This is a genomic window from Streptomyces sp. NPDC001231 (assembly GCF_042896885.1).
Classification (GTDB): Bacteria; Actinomycetota; Actinomycetes; order Streptomycetales; family Streptomycetaceae; genus Streptomyces.
The window spans coordinates 243,021-260,068 of sequence record NZ_JBIAXS010000008.1 but is presented as its reverse complement, the minus strand read 5'-3'; the positions used below and the strand labels follow the sequence as shown (position 1 = coordinate 260,068).

Below are 17,048 nucleotides of genomic sequence, written 5' to 3'. Positions count from 1 at the left end.
TGGGCCCTCGTAAGCGGCCCGTACCTCACTCGCCGGGGTACGGGCCGCTTACGAGGCGTCAGATGGCGGCGGCCCGGCGGCGGTCCGCGGCGTGGGCCATCGCGTGCTGGACGACCTCGATGAGGACCTCCTTCACCGACTCGCGTTCGCGGGCGTCGCACAGCAGCAGCGGAACGTGGTCGTCGAGGTCGAGGGCCTGGCGGACGGTGTCCACGGGATGGCGGGCGGCGCCCTCGAAGCAGTTGACGGCGACGAGGAAGGGAATGGAGCGCCGCTCGAAGTAGTCCACGGCGGCGAAGCAGTCCTCGAGGCGGCGGGTGTCGGCCAGCACGACCGCGCCGAGCGCGCCCTCGGACAGCTCGTCCCACATGAACCAGAACCGCTCCTGCCCGGGCGTCCCGAACAGGTACAGCACCAGGTCCTCGCGCAGCGTGATACGGCCGAAGTCCATGGCCACCGTGGTGGTGTGCTTGCCCTCCACGCCGCTGACGTCGTCGACCGGCCGTCCGGCCTCGGTCAGCAGCTCCTCGGTGCGCAGCGGCCTGATCTCGCTGACCGCGCCCACGAGGGTCGTCTTGCCCACGCCGAAGCCGCCGGCCACCAGGATCTTGAGCGTGACGGGCTCGACCGGGGGCTTGCCGCGCTCAGAACGGCCGAAGATCATCGATCTCTTCTCCTGCTCGATGTGGGTCGGGCGACGGCGGGCCGTATCCTCCGCCGCCGGGGGTCTCGACGACCAGTACGTCGCCGGGGGCGACGTCCGCGGAGTCGCTTCCGCCGAGTTCGGTGACCGTGCCGTCCGCGTGTTCCACCCGGTTGGCGCCCAGTGCCCCGGGCTCGCCGCCCGCCATGCCGTAGGGGCGCACCCTGCGGTGCTGGCAGAGCGTGGAGACGGTCATGGCCTCCAGGAAGCGGATGCGGCGCACCGCGCCGTCCCCGCCCGGCCACCGTCCGGCGCCGCCGCTGCCGTGCCGGACCGTGAACTCCTCCAGCCGTACGGGCAGCCGCCATTCGAGGACTTCGGGGTCGGTGAGCCGGGAGTTGGTCATGTGCGTCTGGACGACGCAGGCGCCGGGGAATCCGTCGCCCGCGCCCGAACCGGAGGCGACGGTCTCGTAGTACTGGTGGCGCTCGTTGCCGAAGGTGATGTTGTTCATCGTGCCGGAGCCCTCCGCCTGGACGCCGAGCGCCGCGTAGAGGGCGCCGGTGATCGCCTGGGAGGTCTCGACGTTGCCCGCGACGACGGCGGCCGGGGGCCGCGGGGAGAGCATGGAGCCGGGCGGCACGATGATCTCCAGGGGGCGCAGACAGCCGTCGTTGAGCGGGATGTCGTCGGCGACCAGCGTACGGAAGACGTACAGGACGACCGCGTTGACCACGGAGAACGGGGCGTTGAAGTTGGTCGCGAGCTGCGCGGAGGTGCCGGTGAAGTCGATCGTCGCCGACCGGCGTTCGCGGTCCACGCGCACGCGTACGCGGATGACGGCGCCCGAGTCGGTCTCGTAGGCGTACTCCCCGTCGTCCAGGGCGTCGATGACCCGGCGGACGGCCTCCTCCGCGTTGTCCTGGACGTGCCGCATATAGGCCTGGACGACATCGAGGCCGAAGTCCTCGATCATGCGGGCGACCTCGTCGACGCCCTTCTGGTTGGCGGCGATCTGGGCGCGCAGGTCGGCGAGATTGGTCTCCGGGTTGCGGGAGGGATAGGGCGCGCCGGTCAGCAGGCGGCGGGTCTCCTCCTCACGCAGGCGGCCGTTCTCGGCGAGCAGCCAGTTGTCGAAGAGGACACCCTCCTCCTCGATGGTGCGGCTGCCGGCCGGCATGGAGCCCGGCGCGATCCCGCCGATCTCGGCGTGGTGGCCGCGCGAGGCGACGTAGAAGAGGATGCGGTCACCCTGTGTGCCGGCGGTGTCGAACACCGGAGTGATCACGGTGACGTCCGGCAGGTGCGTGCCGCCGTGGTACGGGTCGTTGACGGCGTAGGTGTCGCCCGGCCGCATCCGGGGTCCGCGGCGCCGGATGACCTCCTTGACGCTGGTGCCCATCGAGCCCAGGTGCACGGGGATGTGCGGGGCGTTGGCCACCAGGTTTCCGTCCGGGTCGAACAGGGCGCAGGAGAAGTCGAGGCGCTCCTTGATGTTCACCGACTGGGCCGTGGACTCCAGCCGGGCGCCCATCTGCTCGGCGATGGACATGAAGAGGTTGTTGAACACCTCCAGCAGGACCGGGTCGGCTTCCGTACCGAGATCGGAACTCTGCGTGACCGCCACGCGTTCCAGGACCAGATGCCCGTCGTCCCGCGCCACGGCCCGCCAGCCGTCGTCGACGACGGTCGTCGCACTGGCCTCGGTGACGATCGCCGGGCCGGTGACGGCCTCGCCGGGGGGCAGCTCCTCACGGCGGTGGAGGGGTACGTCACGCCAGGCGCCGCCGGTGTGGAGACGGACGGTCTCCGGGACGGTGGAGCGGCCGGCGCGGGCGGACTCGTACGGGGAGAGGGCGGACAGATCGGGGGGTTCGGTGATGCCGGTGGCTTCCACGGAGAGGGCTTCGACGACGATCGGGCGGTCGAGCGTGAAGGAGTACGTGGCGCGATGACGTTCTTCGAAGGCGCGCCGCATGGCGGCGGGCTCCGTCAGCTCGACGGTGAGGGTGGTGTCCGTGCCGTCGTAGCGGAGCTGGGCGCGGCGGGTGACGCGGACGCGTTCCTCGGGGACGTCCTCGGCGCGCAGTTCCGCGCGGGCCGCGCCCTCCAGATCGTCGGCGGTCTTCAGCACGCCTGGCATGGCGGCGGGCTCCAGGGGTACTTCGACGGACTGCTCGCGCATGGCCGTGGTGTCGGCGAGGCCGATACCGAGCGCGGACAGGACGCCCGCCATGGGCGGGACGAGCACGGTGCGGATACCCAGCGAGTCGGCGACCATGCAGGCGTGCTGTCCCCCGGCGCCGCCGAAGGTGGTGAGGGCGTAGCGGGTGACGTCGTGGCCTTTCTGCACGGAGATCCGCTTGACGGCGTTGGCGATGTTGGCGACGGCGATCTGCAGGTAGCCCTCGGCGACCTGCTCGGGGGTGCGGTCGTCGCCCGTCCGCTCACGGATCTCGCGGGCGAGGTCGGTGAAGCGTTCGCGGACGAGTGCCTCGTCGAGGGGCTGGTCGCCGCCGGGGCCGAACACCTCCGGGAAGTGGGCGGGCTGGATGCGGCCGAGCATGACGTTGGCGTCGGTGACCGCGAGGGGGCCTCCGCCCCGGTAGCAGGCGGGTCCCGGGTCGGCGCCCGCCGAGTCCGGGCCGACCCGGTAGCGGGAGCCGTCGAAGTGCAGGACCGAGCCGCCGCCGGCGGCCACGGTGTGGATGTCGAGCATGGGGGCGCGCAGCCGGACGCCGGCGATCTGCGTGGTGAGGACGCGTTCGTAGGCGCCCGCGTAGTGGGAGACGTCGGTGGAGGTGCCGCCCATGTCGAAGCCGATGACCCGGTCGAAGCCGGCGAGCCGGGACATGCGGGCCATGCCGACGATGCCGCCCGCGGGGCCGGACAGGACGGCGTCCTTGCCGCGGAACTGTCCGGCCTCGGCGAGCCCGCCGTTGGACTGCATGAACATCAGCCGCACGCCGTCCAGTTCGTCGGAGACGTGCTGGACGTAGCGGCGCAGCCCGGGCGACAGGTAGGCGTCGACGACGGCGGTGTCACCGCGCGGCACGAGCTTCATCAGCGGGCTGACCTCGCTGGACAGCGAGATCTGCGGGAAGCCGACGCGGGCGGCCAGCTCGCCGACGGCCCTCTCGTGCGCGGGGTGCAGATGGCTGTGCAGGCAGACCACGGCGACGGCGCGGATCCCGTCGTCGTACGCCTGCCGCAGGGGTCCGGCCAGCGCGTCCAGGTCGGGGGCGCGCAGGACGGTGCCGTCGGCCGCGATGCGCTCGTCGACCTCGACGACCCGCTCGTACAGCAGTTCGGGCAGCTCGATACGGCGGGCGAAGATCCGCGGGCGGTTCTGGTAGGCGATGCGCAGGGCGTCCCGGAAGCCGCGGGTGACGACGAGGACGGTCCGCTCGCCCGTGCGCTCCAGCAGGGCGTTGGTGGCCACGGTGGTGCCCATGCGGACCGACTCGATGGAACGGGCGGAGCCGTCCAGGAGCGCGCGGATGCCCGCGACGGCCGCGTCCGTGTACCGCGCGGGGTTGTCGGACAGCAGCTTGTGCGTGACCAGACGGCCGTCCGGGCGGCGCGCGACGATGTCGGTGAACGTGCCGCCCCGGTCGACCCAGAACTGCCAGCCCGTCATGTCACCACCCTGCTTTCCCACCGCTCACAGCGCCCGCAGGCCGTTGATCACGTCCCGCAGAATGCTCTCGTCCGGCAGTTGCGCGGGCGGCACGGGACGCGTCACGTGGACGTACTCCTCGTCCACGAGGTCGCCGACGAGCACGCGCACCACGCCAATGGGCAGATCGAGTTCCGCGGCGAGTTCGGCGACCGACTGCGGGGAGCGGCACAGTCCGACGATGTCCACGTGTTCCGGGGACAGCGTGACGTCCGCCTCCGGGTCGTCCACATGGGGTTCCGTGACGACCACCGCGATCAGGTCGAGGCGGTGCTGGGCCGCATGGCTGGTGCGGCCCCGCGTCATGGCGTACGGACGGACCACCGGTCCGGCCTCGTCGTCGAACCAGTGGCTTCGTGCCTGACCGTCTCCGCTCATGTCATCCCACTACCCGCCTCAGGGCACATCGGTGCGCGGAGCGGCACCCAGATGCGCACCGACCCGCTTGACCAGCAGTGTCATCTCGTAGGCCACCTGGCCGACGTCGGAGTCGGCGTCCGACAGGACGGCGAGGCAGCTGCCGTCGCCGGCCGCGGTCACGAACAGGAAGGCGTCGTCGAGCTCGACGACCGTCTGCCGGACGCCGCCCGCGTCGAAGTGCCGACCCACGCCCTTGGCGAGGCTGTGGAAGCCGGAGGCCACGGCGGCCAGGTGCTCGCTGTCCTCCCGGGTCAGGTCCTTGGACACGCCGGTGGCCAGTCCGTCCCGGGACAGGACGATGGCCTTGCGGATGCTCGCGACCCTGTCCACGAGTTCGTCGAGGAGCCAGTTCAGCTCCACCTTGTTCACCTTGTCCGTCTCGACTGTCGCGACTGTCTTGTCCGTCGTGGTGTGGCCGGTCGCCTTCGGTGCGGTCATCGACCGTCCCCCTTTGTCGTTCCTTGTGCTGGGCTGCCGTCCGGGACATGGTCCCCCGCGGCGTTCTCCTCGCGCCCGCGCTGCCAGCCGCGCTGGAGCGAGGCCATCCGGCTGCGTACCTCGTCGGCGTCGCGTGCGACGGGGTCCGGGCCGGCCGCTTCGGGCCGGTCGGGGCTCCGCTTCAGTTGCGGGGCGAGACTGGCCTGCCGTCTGCGCCGGGGCAGCGGACCCGCGTCGGGTCCCGGGCCGCCGGGTGCCTCGGCCGGGCCGCGCCCCTCGCCGACCTGCCCGCCGCCGGCGAGCGCGGGCCTGACGGTGCGCCGCGGAAGGGCCGGAGTCTGCCGCGGCCCCTGGCTCGTGGCCGGGGACTCCTCGGTGCTGTCGCGTTGCCCGCGCCCGTCGGCCGCTGCCGTGGCCGGTCCGGGCGGGGACTCGCCGCGACGGCGGGTCGGCAGCGGGGCCGCCGGTTCGCGCTCCGGGCGGCCGGCACCCGCCGGGTCCTCGGCGCCGCCCGTCTCGCGGCGAGACCTCTGCTCGGTGACCGGGCGTCCGTGGGAGCTGACCAGCTTGGGTGTCCGGCGCCGGGGCAGCGGAACCGCGCGCCCCGGGTTCTCCTCCTCGCCGGTCTCCTGCGCGCCGCGCCGGCTCGTGCTCTGCCGGTGCTCGACGAGGCTGCGGGGCAGCGCCTCGTGCGCCGTCTGCCGGGCCGGGGAGGGGCGCGGGCCGAACAGTCCGCCGTGCTCACCGGCCTCCTCGTCGAGGACGTCCGGGAAGTCCTCGATGGCGTCCAGGTCGACGGGTGCCTCCAGCTCCACCGGCCCGTCCAGGACCGAGGCGGGCAGTCCCGGCAGCCGCACGGGTGCCTGGGCGAGAGCGGCCCTGCGGCCTCCCTCCCGGTCGGCCTTCCCGGTGGGCCGGTCGAGGCGGAAGCCGATGCCGTTGGTGTCCGGGACGTCGTCCGTCAGCAGCGCGTCGGGGATGAAGACGATCGCAGTGGTGCCGCCGTACGGCGACGGCTGGAGCGAGACCCGGACGTTCTGCCGCTGGGCGAGCCGGCTGACCACGAACAGTCCGAGCCGGTCGGTGTCGGAGAGCTCGAACTCGGGTGTCTCGGCGAGCCGGAGGTTGGCGTCCAGCAGCGTCTCGGCGGCCATGCCGAGGCCCCGGTCGTTGATCTCCAGGGTGAAGCCGTTGGCGACGCGTTCGCCGACGACCTGGACCGCGGTGTGCGGCGGCGAGAACACCGTGGCGTTCTCCAGGAGTTCGGCCACGAGATGGGTGAGGTCGGCGACGGCGGGGCCGGTGACCGCGGTGCGCGGCAGCCGCCGGACCTCGATGCGTTCGTAGTCCTCGACCTCGGCGACGGCGGCGCGCACGATGTCCATCAGCTGGACGGGCTTGCGCCACTGCCGGGACGGGGCGGCGCCGGAGAGGATCACCAGGCCTTCGGCGTGCCGGCGCATACGGGTGGTCAGGTGGTCCAGCCGGAACAGGTCGGCGAGTTCGTCGGTGTCCTCGGTGCGGCGTTCCATCGCGTCGAGGAGGGTGAGCTGTTTGTGCAGCAGGACCTGGCTGCGACGGGCGAGGTTGACGAAGACCTCGGAGACGCCGGCGCGGAGTTCGGCCTGTTTGACGGCGGCCTCGACGGCGGCCCGCTGCAAGGTGTTGAGGGCCTGTCCGACCTCGCCGATCTCGTTCCTGTCGTACTCCAGGCGCGGGACCTCGGTCTCGACGTCGACCTGTTCGCCGGCCGACAGGCGGCGCATCACGCTGGGCAGCCGGACGCCGGAGGCCTCGTGGGCCTCCAGGCGCAGTTGCCTGAGGTCGCGGATGAGGCCGCGGCCGACGCGCATGGACAGGACGAGCGAGACCAGCACGGCGATCAGGCCGAGGACGCCCGCGACGGCGGCCTCCAGGATGACGTCCATCGCGACCGGGCGGACACGGTCCTGGAAGCGGTCGTTCGCCTCGTCGTTGAGGGTGCCCAGCTCGTCGAGGACGTCTCCGGCGGCGGTGTCCCAGCTCTGCACGCTCACCCCCCGCGGTGTGCCCGACGTGCTGGAGACGGCGGCCTGTTCGGCGGTCCGCAGCGGTGCGGAGGAGGCGTTCTGCCAGAAGCGGTCGTAGCGGCCGCGTTCGGCGGAGGGCAGCAGGGGCAGGTCGACGTCGTACAGCAGGGAGCGCTGGGCGACCAGGTCGGAGATGCCGCGGGTCTCGTCGCGGGAGAGGCGGCCGACGATCAGCGAGGAGCCGAGCAACGCGTCCTCGCGGGAGAGGAGTTCGCGGGCCTGGGCGAGACCGACCAGGGCGCGGTACTGCCTGGCCAGGTCGACGTCGTCGACGACGTGGAGGTTGGCGAGCAGGGCGTAGCAGGGGTCGATGAGCCGGTTGTAGAGGTCGAGTGCCTGGGCGCGTCCGACGGTGCGGTCCTCGACGCTGCGGCGCAGCGAGTCGATGCCGTCGAAGGCGTCCAGCGCGACGCTCAGGCGTCCGGCGCCGGACGGGCCGAGCGCTTCGCGGACGTCGGGGTTCTTCGCGGTCCTGCGTATCCTGGCGATGGCCTCGTCGGTGGCGCTCCTGCTGCGCCGCAGTGCGGCGAGGCCGTCGGAGGCGCGGGGGTCGGCGAGCTGGACGAGGGTCTGGCGGCGTTCCTGTTGCAGGACCCGGACGGTGTCCTCGGTGGGGTAGGCGACCTCCTCCACCACGGAGGACGCGTTGAACAGCTGTGTCACCTGCCGCCCGGTGATCAGCGTGGCGAAGGCCCAGATCGCGGTGAGCGAGAGCAGCGGCACGAGCAGCAGCGCCACGATCTTCCGGCGGATGGACTTCCCGCGAAAGCGCATGGCCTCCCCCAGCTCGTCCCCCAGAGGCCCCGGGGTACACATGTGCGTCAACAAACGGCGCGAGCCTACTACCGACACGCAGTCAACTCGAAGAGTCGTCCGGAGCCAGTACTTCCGTATGGGTGCCGGGAGCGGGCGAGTTGTCGGGGCATTGCGGGAGATGCCGGTCTGGAAGGCCGTGGTGGCGGGGGTACGGGAACAGGGTGTCCGGCCTGGTCGGTTGACCGATTTTTTTCGTCGGCCGGGAATCTTCGTGACGTCTCGTTCGTCCTTGTCCATGGGAGATGGGGGCGGAATCGGCCACAGGAGGCGCAGTGCGCCTCCGGGCCGCGTAAAACAGCGCAAGCCGGGCAGCCACTGGGGAGCCGGTTCTTCGGGCACCGGGGCGAGCGGTCTGCCGGCGGTGGGGAGGGACGCAAAGTGATGGGGACAGCGGAGCGGCCGGGGGCGTACGGGTCTTCGGTGCACACGGGCGGGCGGGGCGGGCAGCCGTCCTACAAGCCGTTGTGGGTCGAGGAGCCCGCGCGGCGGCGCAGGCTGCCGGATCCGGTGCGTTCGGCCGCCGTGCGGGCGGTGCTGATCGTCTCCGTGACGCTGATACAGGCCGTGGTGGCGTTCCTGTTCAGCGTGTCCGGGTCGTGGCTGGCGTTCCCGATGCTTCTGAGCAGCGTGGCCAGCACGGTGGTGGCCACTTGGGCGGCGCTCGACGTGTGGGTGACCCGCCAGGTCTGGAACCAGCGCAACGGCGTGGTGTCGGTGCCGAGCAGTACCGCGCGTGCTCTGCGGCGGGAGCGGCGCCAGGCGCGGCGGGAGGCGCGGGCCGCCGAGCGGGCGCGGAAGCGGATACGCGGCCGGAACGGCTCGGGGCAGCTGTCGCACCCGTAGGGGTGACCGGCCGCCGGCCGCCGGCGGCCGGGCTCGGTCGGGCCGGTCGAGTGCCCCGGCCCGGCCGGGCCGTCACGCCGGGCGCTTGAACATCCGGGTGGCCGTGATCTCGCTGTGCACCGCCTCGCCCGCGGGAGTCTGCTGCGGCAGCCCTGGCCTCAGGTGCTCCTCCACACTGATGTACTTCAGCCCGGCCCTGAGGTCGGCGTCGTTGCGCAGCCGGATGACCAGGGGGAACTCGGCGAGCGCCGTCGTGTCGAACAGGCCGGTGGTGTAGAGGAGCTGCACACCGAGGGCGTCCGATACGGCCCGCTGGAGCTCCAGCAGATAGGTGGCGTTGGCGCGGCCGATCGGGTTGTCCAGGAAGAGCGTGCCCGCGTGGCGGTGCTTGTCGCGGCCGCGGTCGTTCGACCTCAGGGCGGCCATCGTGCAGTACAGGGCGATGGCCGCGGTGAGCAGTTGTCCACCCGAGAACACGTCGCCCATCTGCCCGACGGGGACCCGCTCGGCGCGCAGGACGGCGTCCGGCTTGAGGATCTCCACGGCGACGCCCTTGGGCTGGAGCGCCGCGCCGACTCCGCGCAGCAGCAGGGACATGCCGTCGCGCCGCAGGTCCGAGTTCTTCTTCACGGCGGCGCGGGTCGCCTCGTCGATGACCTCGCCGAGCCGCTCGGTGAGCGTGGCCTGGTCGGGCTCTTCGAAGCGGATGCGCAGGAACTCCTGCCCGGACCACTCGCCGAGCCCTTCCGGAAGGCGGGACAGGCGCTGGGCCGACCTGAGTGTGGCGAGCGCCGACTCGACCAGTCCGCGCAACCGGTCCACGATCGAGTCCCGGTTGCGTTCCAGTTGGGCCAGCTCGTCAGTGAGCACCCGGAGCCGGGGCGCGAAGGCCTCCGCCCATTTCTGGGCGTGCTCGGGCAGTGCGGAGGCGGGCAGTTCGCGGATCTGCTGCCGGGCGGGGGTGCGCACCTGCTCGTAGCGCGTGGAGTTGGCGTGCCGGACGAGGACGTCGCTCGCCTCGCGGACGGCGGAGTCGGCGGCGGACAGGTCGGCGGCGCAGCCGCGCAGTGACCTGCGGGTCTCGGCGGCCGCCTGCCGGGCGTCCTCCGGGCTGCCCGGGTACGGCTCGGGTTCCTCCTGCTCCTCGTCACTCGTGTGCTCGCGCAGCTGATCGCGCAGCATGCCGGCGATCTCGTCGAAGCCGCCGGCCGCGTCCTCGGCGGCGCGGTGGGACTCCAGCAGCTCGGCGTGCGCCTCGCGGGCCTGGGCCAGCGCCCCGGTCCGGGAGGCGAGTTCGGCGGTGGCCGTGCGCAGCAGGGCCTGTGCGTGCTCGGCGTCGCGCGGGAGCAGGTCCTCGGGGAGTTCGGTGTGTGCCTCGCCGTCCTCGGGTGCGTGCCGCTCGGCCTCGCCGCGCAGCCGGCCGAGCTGTTCGCTCGCGGAGGACATCCGGGTCTCCAAGAGCTGCACCAGCTCCTCGGCGCGGGCGGCGGCGCCCTGCCGGGACGGCCCGTCGGAGCCCTCGGGGGATTCCAGGAGTTGTTCCGCGCGGGTACGGACCTTGTTGCTGAGCCGGTCGAGTTCGGCGCGGGCGGCGCTCTCGTCGCTCTCCGCTCGGGCCTGCTCGGCGCGCAGGTCCGCGCCGACACCGACCTTCTCGTAGACCTGGGAGGCGGCGCGGTAGGCCTCGCGCAGGGCGGGCAGGGACGCCCTGGGTGCGTCCCCGTCGCTCTCCGGCACGCCGTCGGGGGCGCCGGCGATCTCGGAGCGCTCGGCGCGCAGCGCCCGTGCGGTGCGGCGGGTGTCGTCGGCGGCGCGCTGAGCGGCGCGCCGGTCCTCGTCGGCGGCGCGGGCGCGTTCCAGGCAGACCTGGGTGCGGGCCTCGGACTCGGCTGCCTCGTCGGCGAGTTCGCGCAGCCGGGCCTGCCAGCCGGCCCGCTCGCGCAGCCGGAACGCGAGCCCGGCGAGGGCGTCGGCGGCGCGCCGCGCCTTCTGGGCGGCCTCCTGCCGCTCGTCGCGCTCCTGGGCGACCTCGGCGGCGGCCTCGTCGGCCTCCGCCCGCAGGCTGCGCGCCTCGGCCAGCTCGGCCTCGGCCTCCTCGGCGAACACACGCGTGTCCTGGGCGGCCTGTGCCAGCTCCAGCAGCCGGCCGGCGGGGCAGCCGGTGCGCCAGGAGGCGAGCCGCGCCGCCAGCTCCCGGTCCTTGCCGAGCCGGGCGGCCAGGGTGCGGATCTCCTCGTCCCGCTCGGTGGCCCGCGCGCGCAGCGCCTGCCGTTCCTCGTCGGCGGCGTGCTCGTCGTGCATGGCCGGGTTCGGCGGGACGAGGAACACGTCGCCCTGCGGCGTGCCGTCGGCCGGGGTGGGGGCGAGCAGTGCGGCCGCGGTGCCGACGGCCACGGTGGAGCGGGGCAGCAGGGCCGCGTCCGCGAGGGCCTCGCGGGCACGCGCGTGCGTGTCCGGGTCGGTGATGATCACGCCGTCGACCAGCTCGGGCCGGGCGCCCAGTACGCGCGCGTGGTCGGCGGGGTCGACGGCCTGGGCGAGGTAGCGCCAGCCGGGCAGCGCGGGGATGCCGTGCTCGCCGAGGAACTCCACCGTGGCCAGTACGTCCGGGCCGGGCGGCAGCAGCCCGCCGTCGCCGAGCGCGCCGAGGATCCGGGAGTCGTCGGCGGCGGCGGTGCGCAGTTCGAACAGGTGCCGCTCGGCGGAGGAGACGGCGTCGTCGAGCAGTTCGCGCAGCTCGTCGGCGAAGCGGTCCAGGTCCTCGGGGGGGAGCGTGCCCTCGGCCCCGGCCTGGTCCGTCTCCGCGGCGCCCTGCCGTCCGGGGGTGCCGTACGGCGCCCCTCCGGTGCGGTAGGTCGACTCGGCACCCGGCGTTGTGGCGTCCGGTCCGGTCCGGGGCGCCGGCACTCCAGCCCGCGCGGCCCCGGTCGCGCCCGGCAGGCTCAGCAGTTCCGCGAGCCGCCCCTCGGCCGCCAGCGCCTCGGCGATGCGGCGTTCGGTCTCGTGGGCGCGCTGGGCCGCCGTCGCCGCGTCGGCCGCGCGGGCCGCGGTGAGCTCCGCGCGGGATTCGGCCGAGGCGGCCTCGCGTGCGCGTTCCGTGGCCTTCCGGGCAGTCTCGCGGATCTGGTCCCAGGCGGCGACCGCCGTCTTCTCCGCGTCGCTGGCGGCCAGGGCCGCACGCGCCGGATCGGCGTCGGGGGCGCTGTCGTCCAGCCAGCCCGCGCGTACCGCCTCGGCGGTCTCCTGCTCGACCTCGGCGAGGCGCTGGCGCAGATGCCCGGCCTCGCTGCGGGCGCGCTGCGCCTCGGTCGCCGCGGCGGTCTGGTCCCGGTAGGCGGACTCGCCCACCTCCTGGAGCCGCGCGGACCGCTCCTCCTCCTCGTTGGCGACGGTCTCGGCGCTCTCGGCGGCCGCGTGCAGGGCCCGTACGAGGTCCGTGGCGGCCTTGGCGCGCGCGGCCAGGGCCGGGGCCGCGTCCCGCTCGGCCTCCTGGATCGCCGCGGAGACACGGGCCACGCGGTCGGCGGCGGCGCGGTGGCGCAGCACGGCCTCGGCGGCCTGCCACGCCGCGTACAGGGTGCGCGCGTCGGCGAGCTCCCGCTTCTGCGCGGCCGCGGATTTCTCGGCGGCGGCGAGGGCCAGTGAGGCGTGCCGGTAGGCGAGTTCGGCGGCGATCAGCGCGCTGCGCTCGCGGGCGCCCTCGGAGTGCGTGACGCCGTAGGCGGCGGCCGTGACGCGCTGGGCGAGGTCGGCGGCCCGGACCCGCTCCCGTACCGCCCGGGCGGACAGGCGCCGCGCCAGGGTCCGGGTGCGCCGCTCGGCCGCGGCGTGGATGTCACGCGCGCGCGTGCGGGCCTCGGCGGCGTCGACGATCCGGCCCAGCAGGTCGACCGAGCCGGCGGTGAAGTCCCGCTCGGCGATCAGCTCGGCGCGCCGGCCCAGCTTGTTGCCGAACCCGCTGACCAGGTCGGCGAGCCCGTCGGTGTCGCGGGTGTCGGTGACGGCGCGCAGCAGCAGGTCGGTGAAGTCGGAGTCCTTCTTCACCGCGAACAGGCCGGCCGCCTCGCCCTCGTCGGCGTTCATCTCCCGCTGGTAGCGGAAGAGTTCGGGGTCGAGACCGAGGTCGCCCAGGTGCTCGGTCCAGCGCTCGTGGATCTCCTCGAAGTGCACCTCGAGGTACGGGTAGGTCCTGGCCGCCTCGGTGATGGCGTCCCGGAAGCCCTTCATGGTGCGGCGGCGGCCCCGCGCGCCCGACTGGCCCTCGGCGGACGGCCGTACGGAAGTGGCCTCGGCGACGGGGAGGTTGTCCAGGGTGAGTCCGGGTCCGGGCCGGAAGGAGTACCAGGCCTCGGCGAACTTCCGTGGGTCGTTGGAGACTTGGCGCCCGCGCCACTCGCTGACCTTGCCGACGACCACGCACTCGCCGGTCTGCACGTGCTGCCACTCCAGCGCCACGTGCCCGCAGTCGTCGGCGAGCAGGAACTTGCGCAGCACGCCGGAGCTGGCGCCACCGAGGGTGTTGCGGTGGCCGGGCAGCATCACCGAGAAGATCAGCTTGAGCAGCACGGACTTGCCGCCGCCGTTCTCCAGGAACAGCACACCGGCGGGGGCAGGCCGGCGCGGCGGGCCGACCGGCTCCTCCTCGAAGAACTCCGCCTGGATGGGCGCGGGGTCGGGCACCGGGTCGCCCACGCCTCGCAGGTCAAGCACGGTGTCGGCGTAGCGCGCACCGGCGGGCCCGATGGAGTAGAGGCGGACCCGGGACAGCTCGTACATGGCGGACTCTCGTCAGTCTTCTTGCAGTTGGGGGGTGGCGGACTTCTTGCGGACGGGGGTGGCGGGAGGCGGCAGGGCCTCAGGAGTGGAACGGCAGCCCGGCGTCGGCCACCAGGTCCAGGTCGTCGCCGTCCTCGGCGGGCAGCAGGCTCGGTGTGCCGCCGGTCATCGGGACGATGCCCAGTTCGAGGAGTTCGGCCAGGGCCGCGCTGCCCGCCATGTCGCGCACCTGGAGCTGGTAGCGGGCCGTCGTGCGGTACGTGCCGCCGCTCTCGTCGCCGGTGCGCTGGAGGAACCCGGAGTCGGTCAGGAACGCCAGGGCCTTGGCCACGATGCCCGTGGTGGAGGCGGCCGGTCGGCGTGCGTCCTTGGTGGCCCCGGTCGCGCTGCGTCTGGCCCAGATCCGCCAGGCGGCCTCGAGGCCCGGCGCGTCGGTGGCCGGGTCGGTGTTCTCGCCCCGCTCCTCGGCACGTTCCTCCAGGCGGCGGCAGGCCTGGCGGACGAAGGCGTCCACGCCGTTGACGGTGACGCGCCCGATGTAGCCGTCGTCGGCGAGGTCCTCGGGGCGCGGGAACGCCAGGGCGGCCACCGCGAGGTGGGCCAGTCCGTGCAGGAAGCGGTCGCCGGAGTCGGCGGCGGTGCGGCGCGCGTAGTCGCCCATGCGGACGGCGAACACCGAGTCCTCGGCGGCGGTGACCGCCATCCCGGCGCGCGGGGACACCTCCAGCACGACCAGCCCGAGTCCGGCGGCCACGGCGTCCGCGAGCCGTGCGAACGCCGGGTCCTCGCGGTGGCGGCGCAGCAGGTCGGCGTACTCCTGGTCGCGGGCGGGCTGCAGCTTGGGCTGGAGCCCGAACGCGACGAGCCGGGCCGCGTCGGCGGCGTCGGCGGGTGTGACGGCGACCGCCGTGGGCGCGCCTGCGGCTTCCGGCTCACTCCGGTCGACGTACTCGGTCACGGTTGGGGCTCCTTGCTGGGGTGTCGCTCGTGCGTACGGTTGCCGGCGGGGCTCACGCCGCCTCCGTCCGGTCGGCCGCCATGCCCGCCGCGTCCAGCAGTGCCGTGCCGACGATGAGGTCGGCGCCGCCGAACTCCTGATCGTCCAGTTCGGTCCCGTCGTCCACGGCGAACAGCAGCTTCTCCTCGCCCTGCCGGTAGGCGGTGCCGACCGGGGGGCTGGCCGCGTGGACGGCCAGCAGGGCGACCAGGTACGGCAGGTCGGGGTCCTTGTCGCGGGCCTCGGCGAGCAGTCCCGACAGCCGTCGCGGCGCGTCGGCCGGCAGGTCCAGCAGCTCCATGGCGGCCGCGAGCTGCTCCTCGCTGAACCGGCTGTCGTCCGGGGTGGCGATCAGGTCGGGCTCGGGCATCTCGGCGCCCAGGTGCTCCCGCTCGACGGGCGGCGTCAGCAGGATGTCCACGAGGTCGGCGACACGGACCGACACCGGCGTGCGCAGCCCGGTCCCGCGCGCGAAGAAGGCGTCCGTGACCCGGATCGCCTGCTCCAGCGGCAGCGGGAGGGTGGGCGCGAGCAGGTGGCCGTAGAGGTCGGTACCGGAGGTGGTCAGGGGGGTGGCGAAGGCCTGCCGGTCCTGCTCGGCGCGGAACAGGGGGCCGGCCTCGAGGAGCCGGGACTGCAGCTGGGTGTGTCTGCGGATGCAGTCCTTGACGATGTCGACCAGCTCGGCGGCGCGCCGCTTGTGCTCGGGTTCCTCCGACTCGTCGCGCGCCTTGCGGATGTTGGTCAGGATCGCGTTCTCGTGCCGGTAGCGGTCGGCGACGTGGTCCAGGGCCTCGGCGATCATGTCGGGGACGGCGCCGAGCCAGTCCACCGCCCGGACGTTGCGCCGGGTCGCCTCAAGGGCCCTGCGCAGGGTCTCCGAGTACTGCACGGTCCGGTAGCGGGCCTGTTCGGCGGCGAGCTGGGCGTCCGCGAGGCGGCCGCGGCTGATCAGCACCTCCAGCTTGACCTCGGCGGCGATCTGGGCGCTGGTGACGTCGGTGTCGAGGGCGCCGACGAGCACGTTGACCGCCTCGTCCGTCGTGCGCAGGTAGACGCTGCCGCCGGGGCCGGGGACCTCCTCGATCAGCTTGAAGTCGTAGTCGCGGCGCACATACGTGCCGTCCGGCCCGAAGGTGCCGTACACCGCGCGGAAACCGCGGTCGACGCTGCCGACGTTGATCAGGTTCTCCAGGACCCAGCGGGCCACGCGCTCGTGCTCGCCGGCCGGGCGGCGCGGGGCCTGCGCGGCGACGCGCGGGACGAGCCGGGCCACGACCTGGTCGTGGTCGGCGCCGGTGTCGAAGTCCATGTTGAGGGTGACGAGGTCGATGGCGGCGAGAGCGACCTCCGCCATGCCGTACACCGAGTACTCGCCGGCGAGGTTGGCCTTGCGGGCGTCCAGGTCGTGCAGCGGCGCGGTGCAGGCGAGCGCGCGCAGCCGCCGCGCCAGCCCCTCGTCGGCGGCCGGCCCCTGGGCGGGGCGCGGCCCCGCGCTGAGCTGGGGCGGAACGCTGTCCGTCGATGCAGGCGAAGTCACGATGCACAGATTAGGTCCTCGATCTGACAACGACCCAAACGGCACGGACGCGGCCGGCACGGTGCGGGGCGCGGAGAATCCGCCGGTCGCGGGTGAGGTACGGCCCGTCAGCCGCCGAGGGCCGTACGTGACGTGGCCGGCGGGGCACGGTTCGGGAGCCGTTGAAGGCGCCGCGCCGTTCCCGTGGAGACGAGGAAGGAACCATGGCGCGCGGCAACCGACCCGGCCCGTACGGTCACCCCGGCTCGACTTCCCGCCCTGCTCAGGCGGCTTCCCCGCTCGGGCCACTTCCGGCTCGGACCGTTCCCGGGTCAGAGCGCTCCGGACTACAGCCACTTCCAGCCCGGGCCGCCTCCGGACTTCGGCCACTCCGGGCTCCGGCCGCTTGCGGACCCCGGCCACTCCGGACTCAGGCCGCTTCCGGCTCGGGCCGCTCCGGGCTCAGGTCGCCTGAGCACCCCGGCCGCTTCCGGCTCGGGTCACTTCCGGCTCAAGCTCAGGCCACTTCCGGGCTTGGGCCACTTCGGACTCCGGCCACTTCGGACTCCAACCACTTCCGGATTCGGGCCACCCCGGGCTCGGGCCGCTTCCGGCTCGGGCCCCTTCCGGCTCGGACCGGGTCCGAGCACAGGCCGCTCCAAACTCAGGCCGCTCCGACTCGGGCCGCCTCCGGACCCCGGCCACTCCGGACTCAGGCCGCTTCCGGCTCGGGCCGCTCCGGACTACGGCCGCTCCGGGCTCAGGTCGCCTGAGGACCCCGGCCGCTTCCGGCTCGGGCCACCCTGGGCACAGTCCCCTTCAGGACTCGGGCCCCTACGGGCTCAGGC

The 17,048-nt window shown here is 73.7% G+C and carries 9 protein-coding genes; 1 reads left to right on the top strand and 8 read right to left on the bottom strand.

Annotated elements, in window-relative coordinates; translation table 11 throughout:
• Positions 1–58: 58 nt before the first annotated feature.
• The 5 genes from ACFY3J_RS12865 to ACFY3J_RS12845 are packed head-to-tail and all read right to left on the bottom strand — an operon-like array spanning position 59 to position 8,023.
• A complete protein-coding gene (locus tag ACFY3J_RS12865) occupies positions 59–664 on the bottom strand; it encodes an ATP/GTP-binding protein (RefSeq protein WP_384175707.1) in 606 nt (201 codons plus the stop codon).
• Positions 645–4,283, bottom strand: coding sequence for a hydantoinase B/oxoprolinase family protein (locus tag ACFY3J_RS12860; RefSeq protein WP_390840854.1), 3,639 nt, complete (start codon positions 4,281–4,283; stop codon positions 645–647). Before ACFY3J_RS12860 ends, ACFY3J_RS12865 begins: the two co-directional genes overlap by 20 nt.
• A 24-nt stretch (positions 4,284–4,307) precedes the next feature.
• Positions 4,308–4,700: a DUF742 domain-containing protein gene (locus ACFY3J_RS12855; protein ID WP_384175703.1), complete on the bottom strand. Its 393-nt coding sequence runs from the start codon at positions 4,698–4,700 to the stop codon at positions 4,308–4,310.
• 18 nt (positions 4,701–4,718) lie between these two features.
• The gene (locus ACFY3J_RS12850) at positions 4,719–5,180 is read right to left on the bottom strand and encodes a roadblock/LC7 domain-containing protein (protein ID WP_384175701.1); all 462 of its coding nucleotides are present in this window, start codon (positions 5,178–5,180) and stop codon (positions 4,719–4,721) included.
• On the bottom strand, positions 5,177–8,023 hold the full coding sequence (locus ACFY3J_RS12845) for a nitrate- and nitrite sensing domain-containing protein (protein WP_390840853.1): 2,847 nt from the start codon (positions 8,021–8,023) through the stop codon (positions 5,177–5,179). Before ACFY3J_RS12845 ends, ACFY3J_RS12850 begins: the two co-directional genes overlap by 4 nt.
• A 423-nt stretch (positions 8,024–8,446) precedes the next feature.
• On the opposite strand from ACFY3J_RS12845, the gene ACFY3J_RS12840 reads away from it, so the two are divergent.
• Complete coding sequence (locus ACFY3J_RS12840) at positions 8,447–8,908, top strand: hypothetical protein (protein WP_384175696.1); 462 nt, start codon at positions 8,447–8,449, stop codon at positions 8,906–8,908.
• Positions 8,909–8,980: 72 nt separating this feature from the next.
• On the opposite strand, the gene ACFY3J_RS12835 is transcribed toward ACFY3J_RS12840, so the two are convergent.
• From ACFY3J_RS12835 to ACFY3J_RS12825, 3 genes are all read right to left on the bottom strand, one after another.
• Positions 8,981–13,684 (bottom strand): hypothetical protein, encoded by a 4,704-nt coding sequence (locus tag ACFY3J_RS12835; RefSeq protein WP_390840852.1) that lies wholly within the window; start codon positions 13,682–13,684, stop codon positions 8,981–8,983.
• A gap of 79 nt (positions 13,685–13,763) precedes the next feature.
• Positions 13,764–14,642, bottom strand: a complete 879-nt coding sequence (locus tag ACFY3J_RS12830; RefSeq protein WP_384175692.1) for a hypothetical protein — start codon at positions 14,640–14,642, stop codon at positions 13,764–13,766.
• Between the two features lie 52 nt (positions 14,643–14,694).
• Complete coding sequence (locus ACFY3J_RS12825; protein WP_384175690.1) at positions 14,695–16,221, bottom strand: hypothetical protein; 1,527 nt, start codon at positions 16,219–16,221, stop codon at positions 14,695–14,697.
• Between the last annotated feature and the right edge of the window lie 827 nt (positions 16,222–17,048).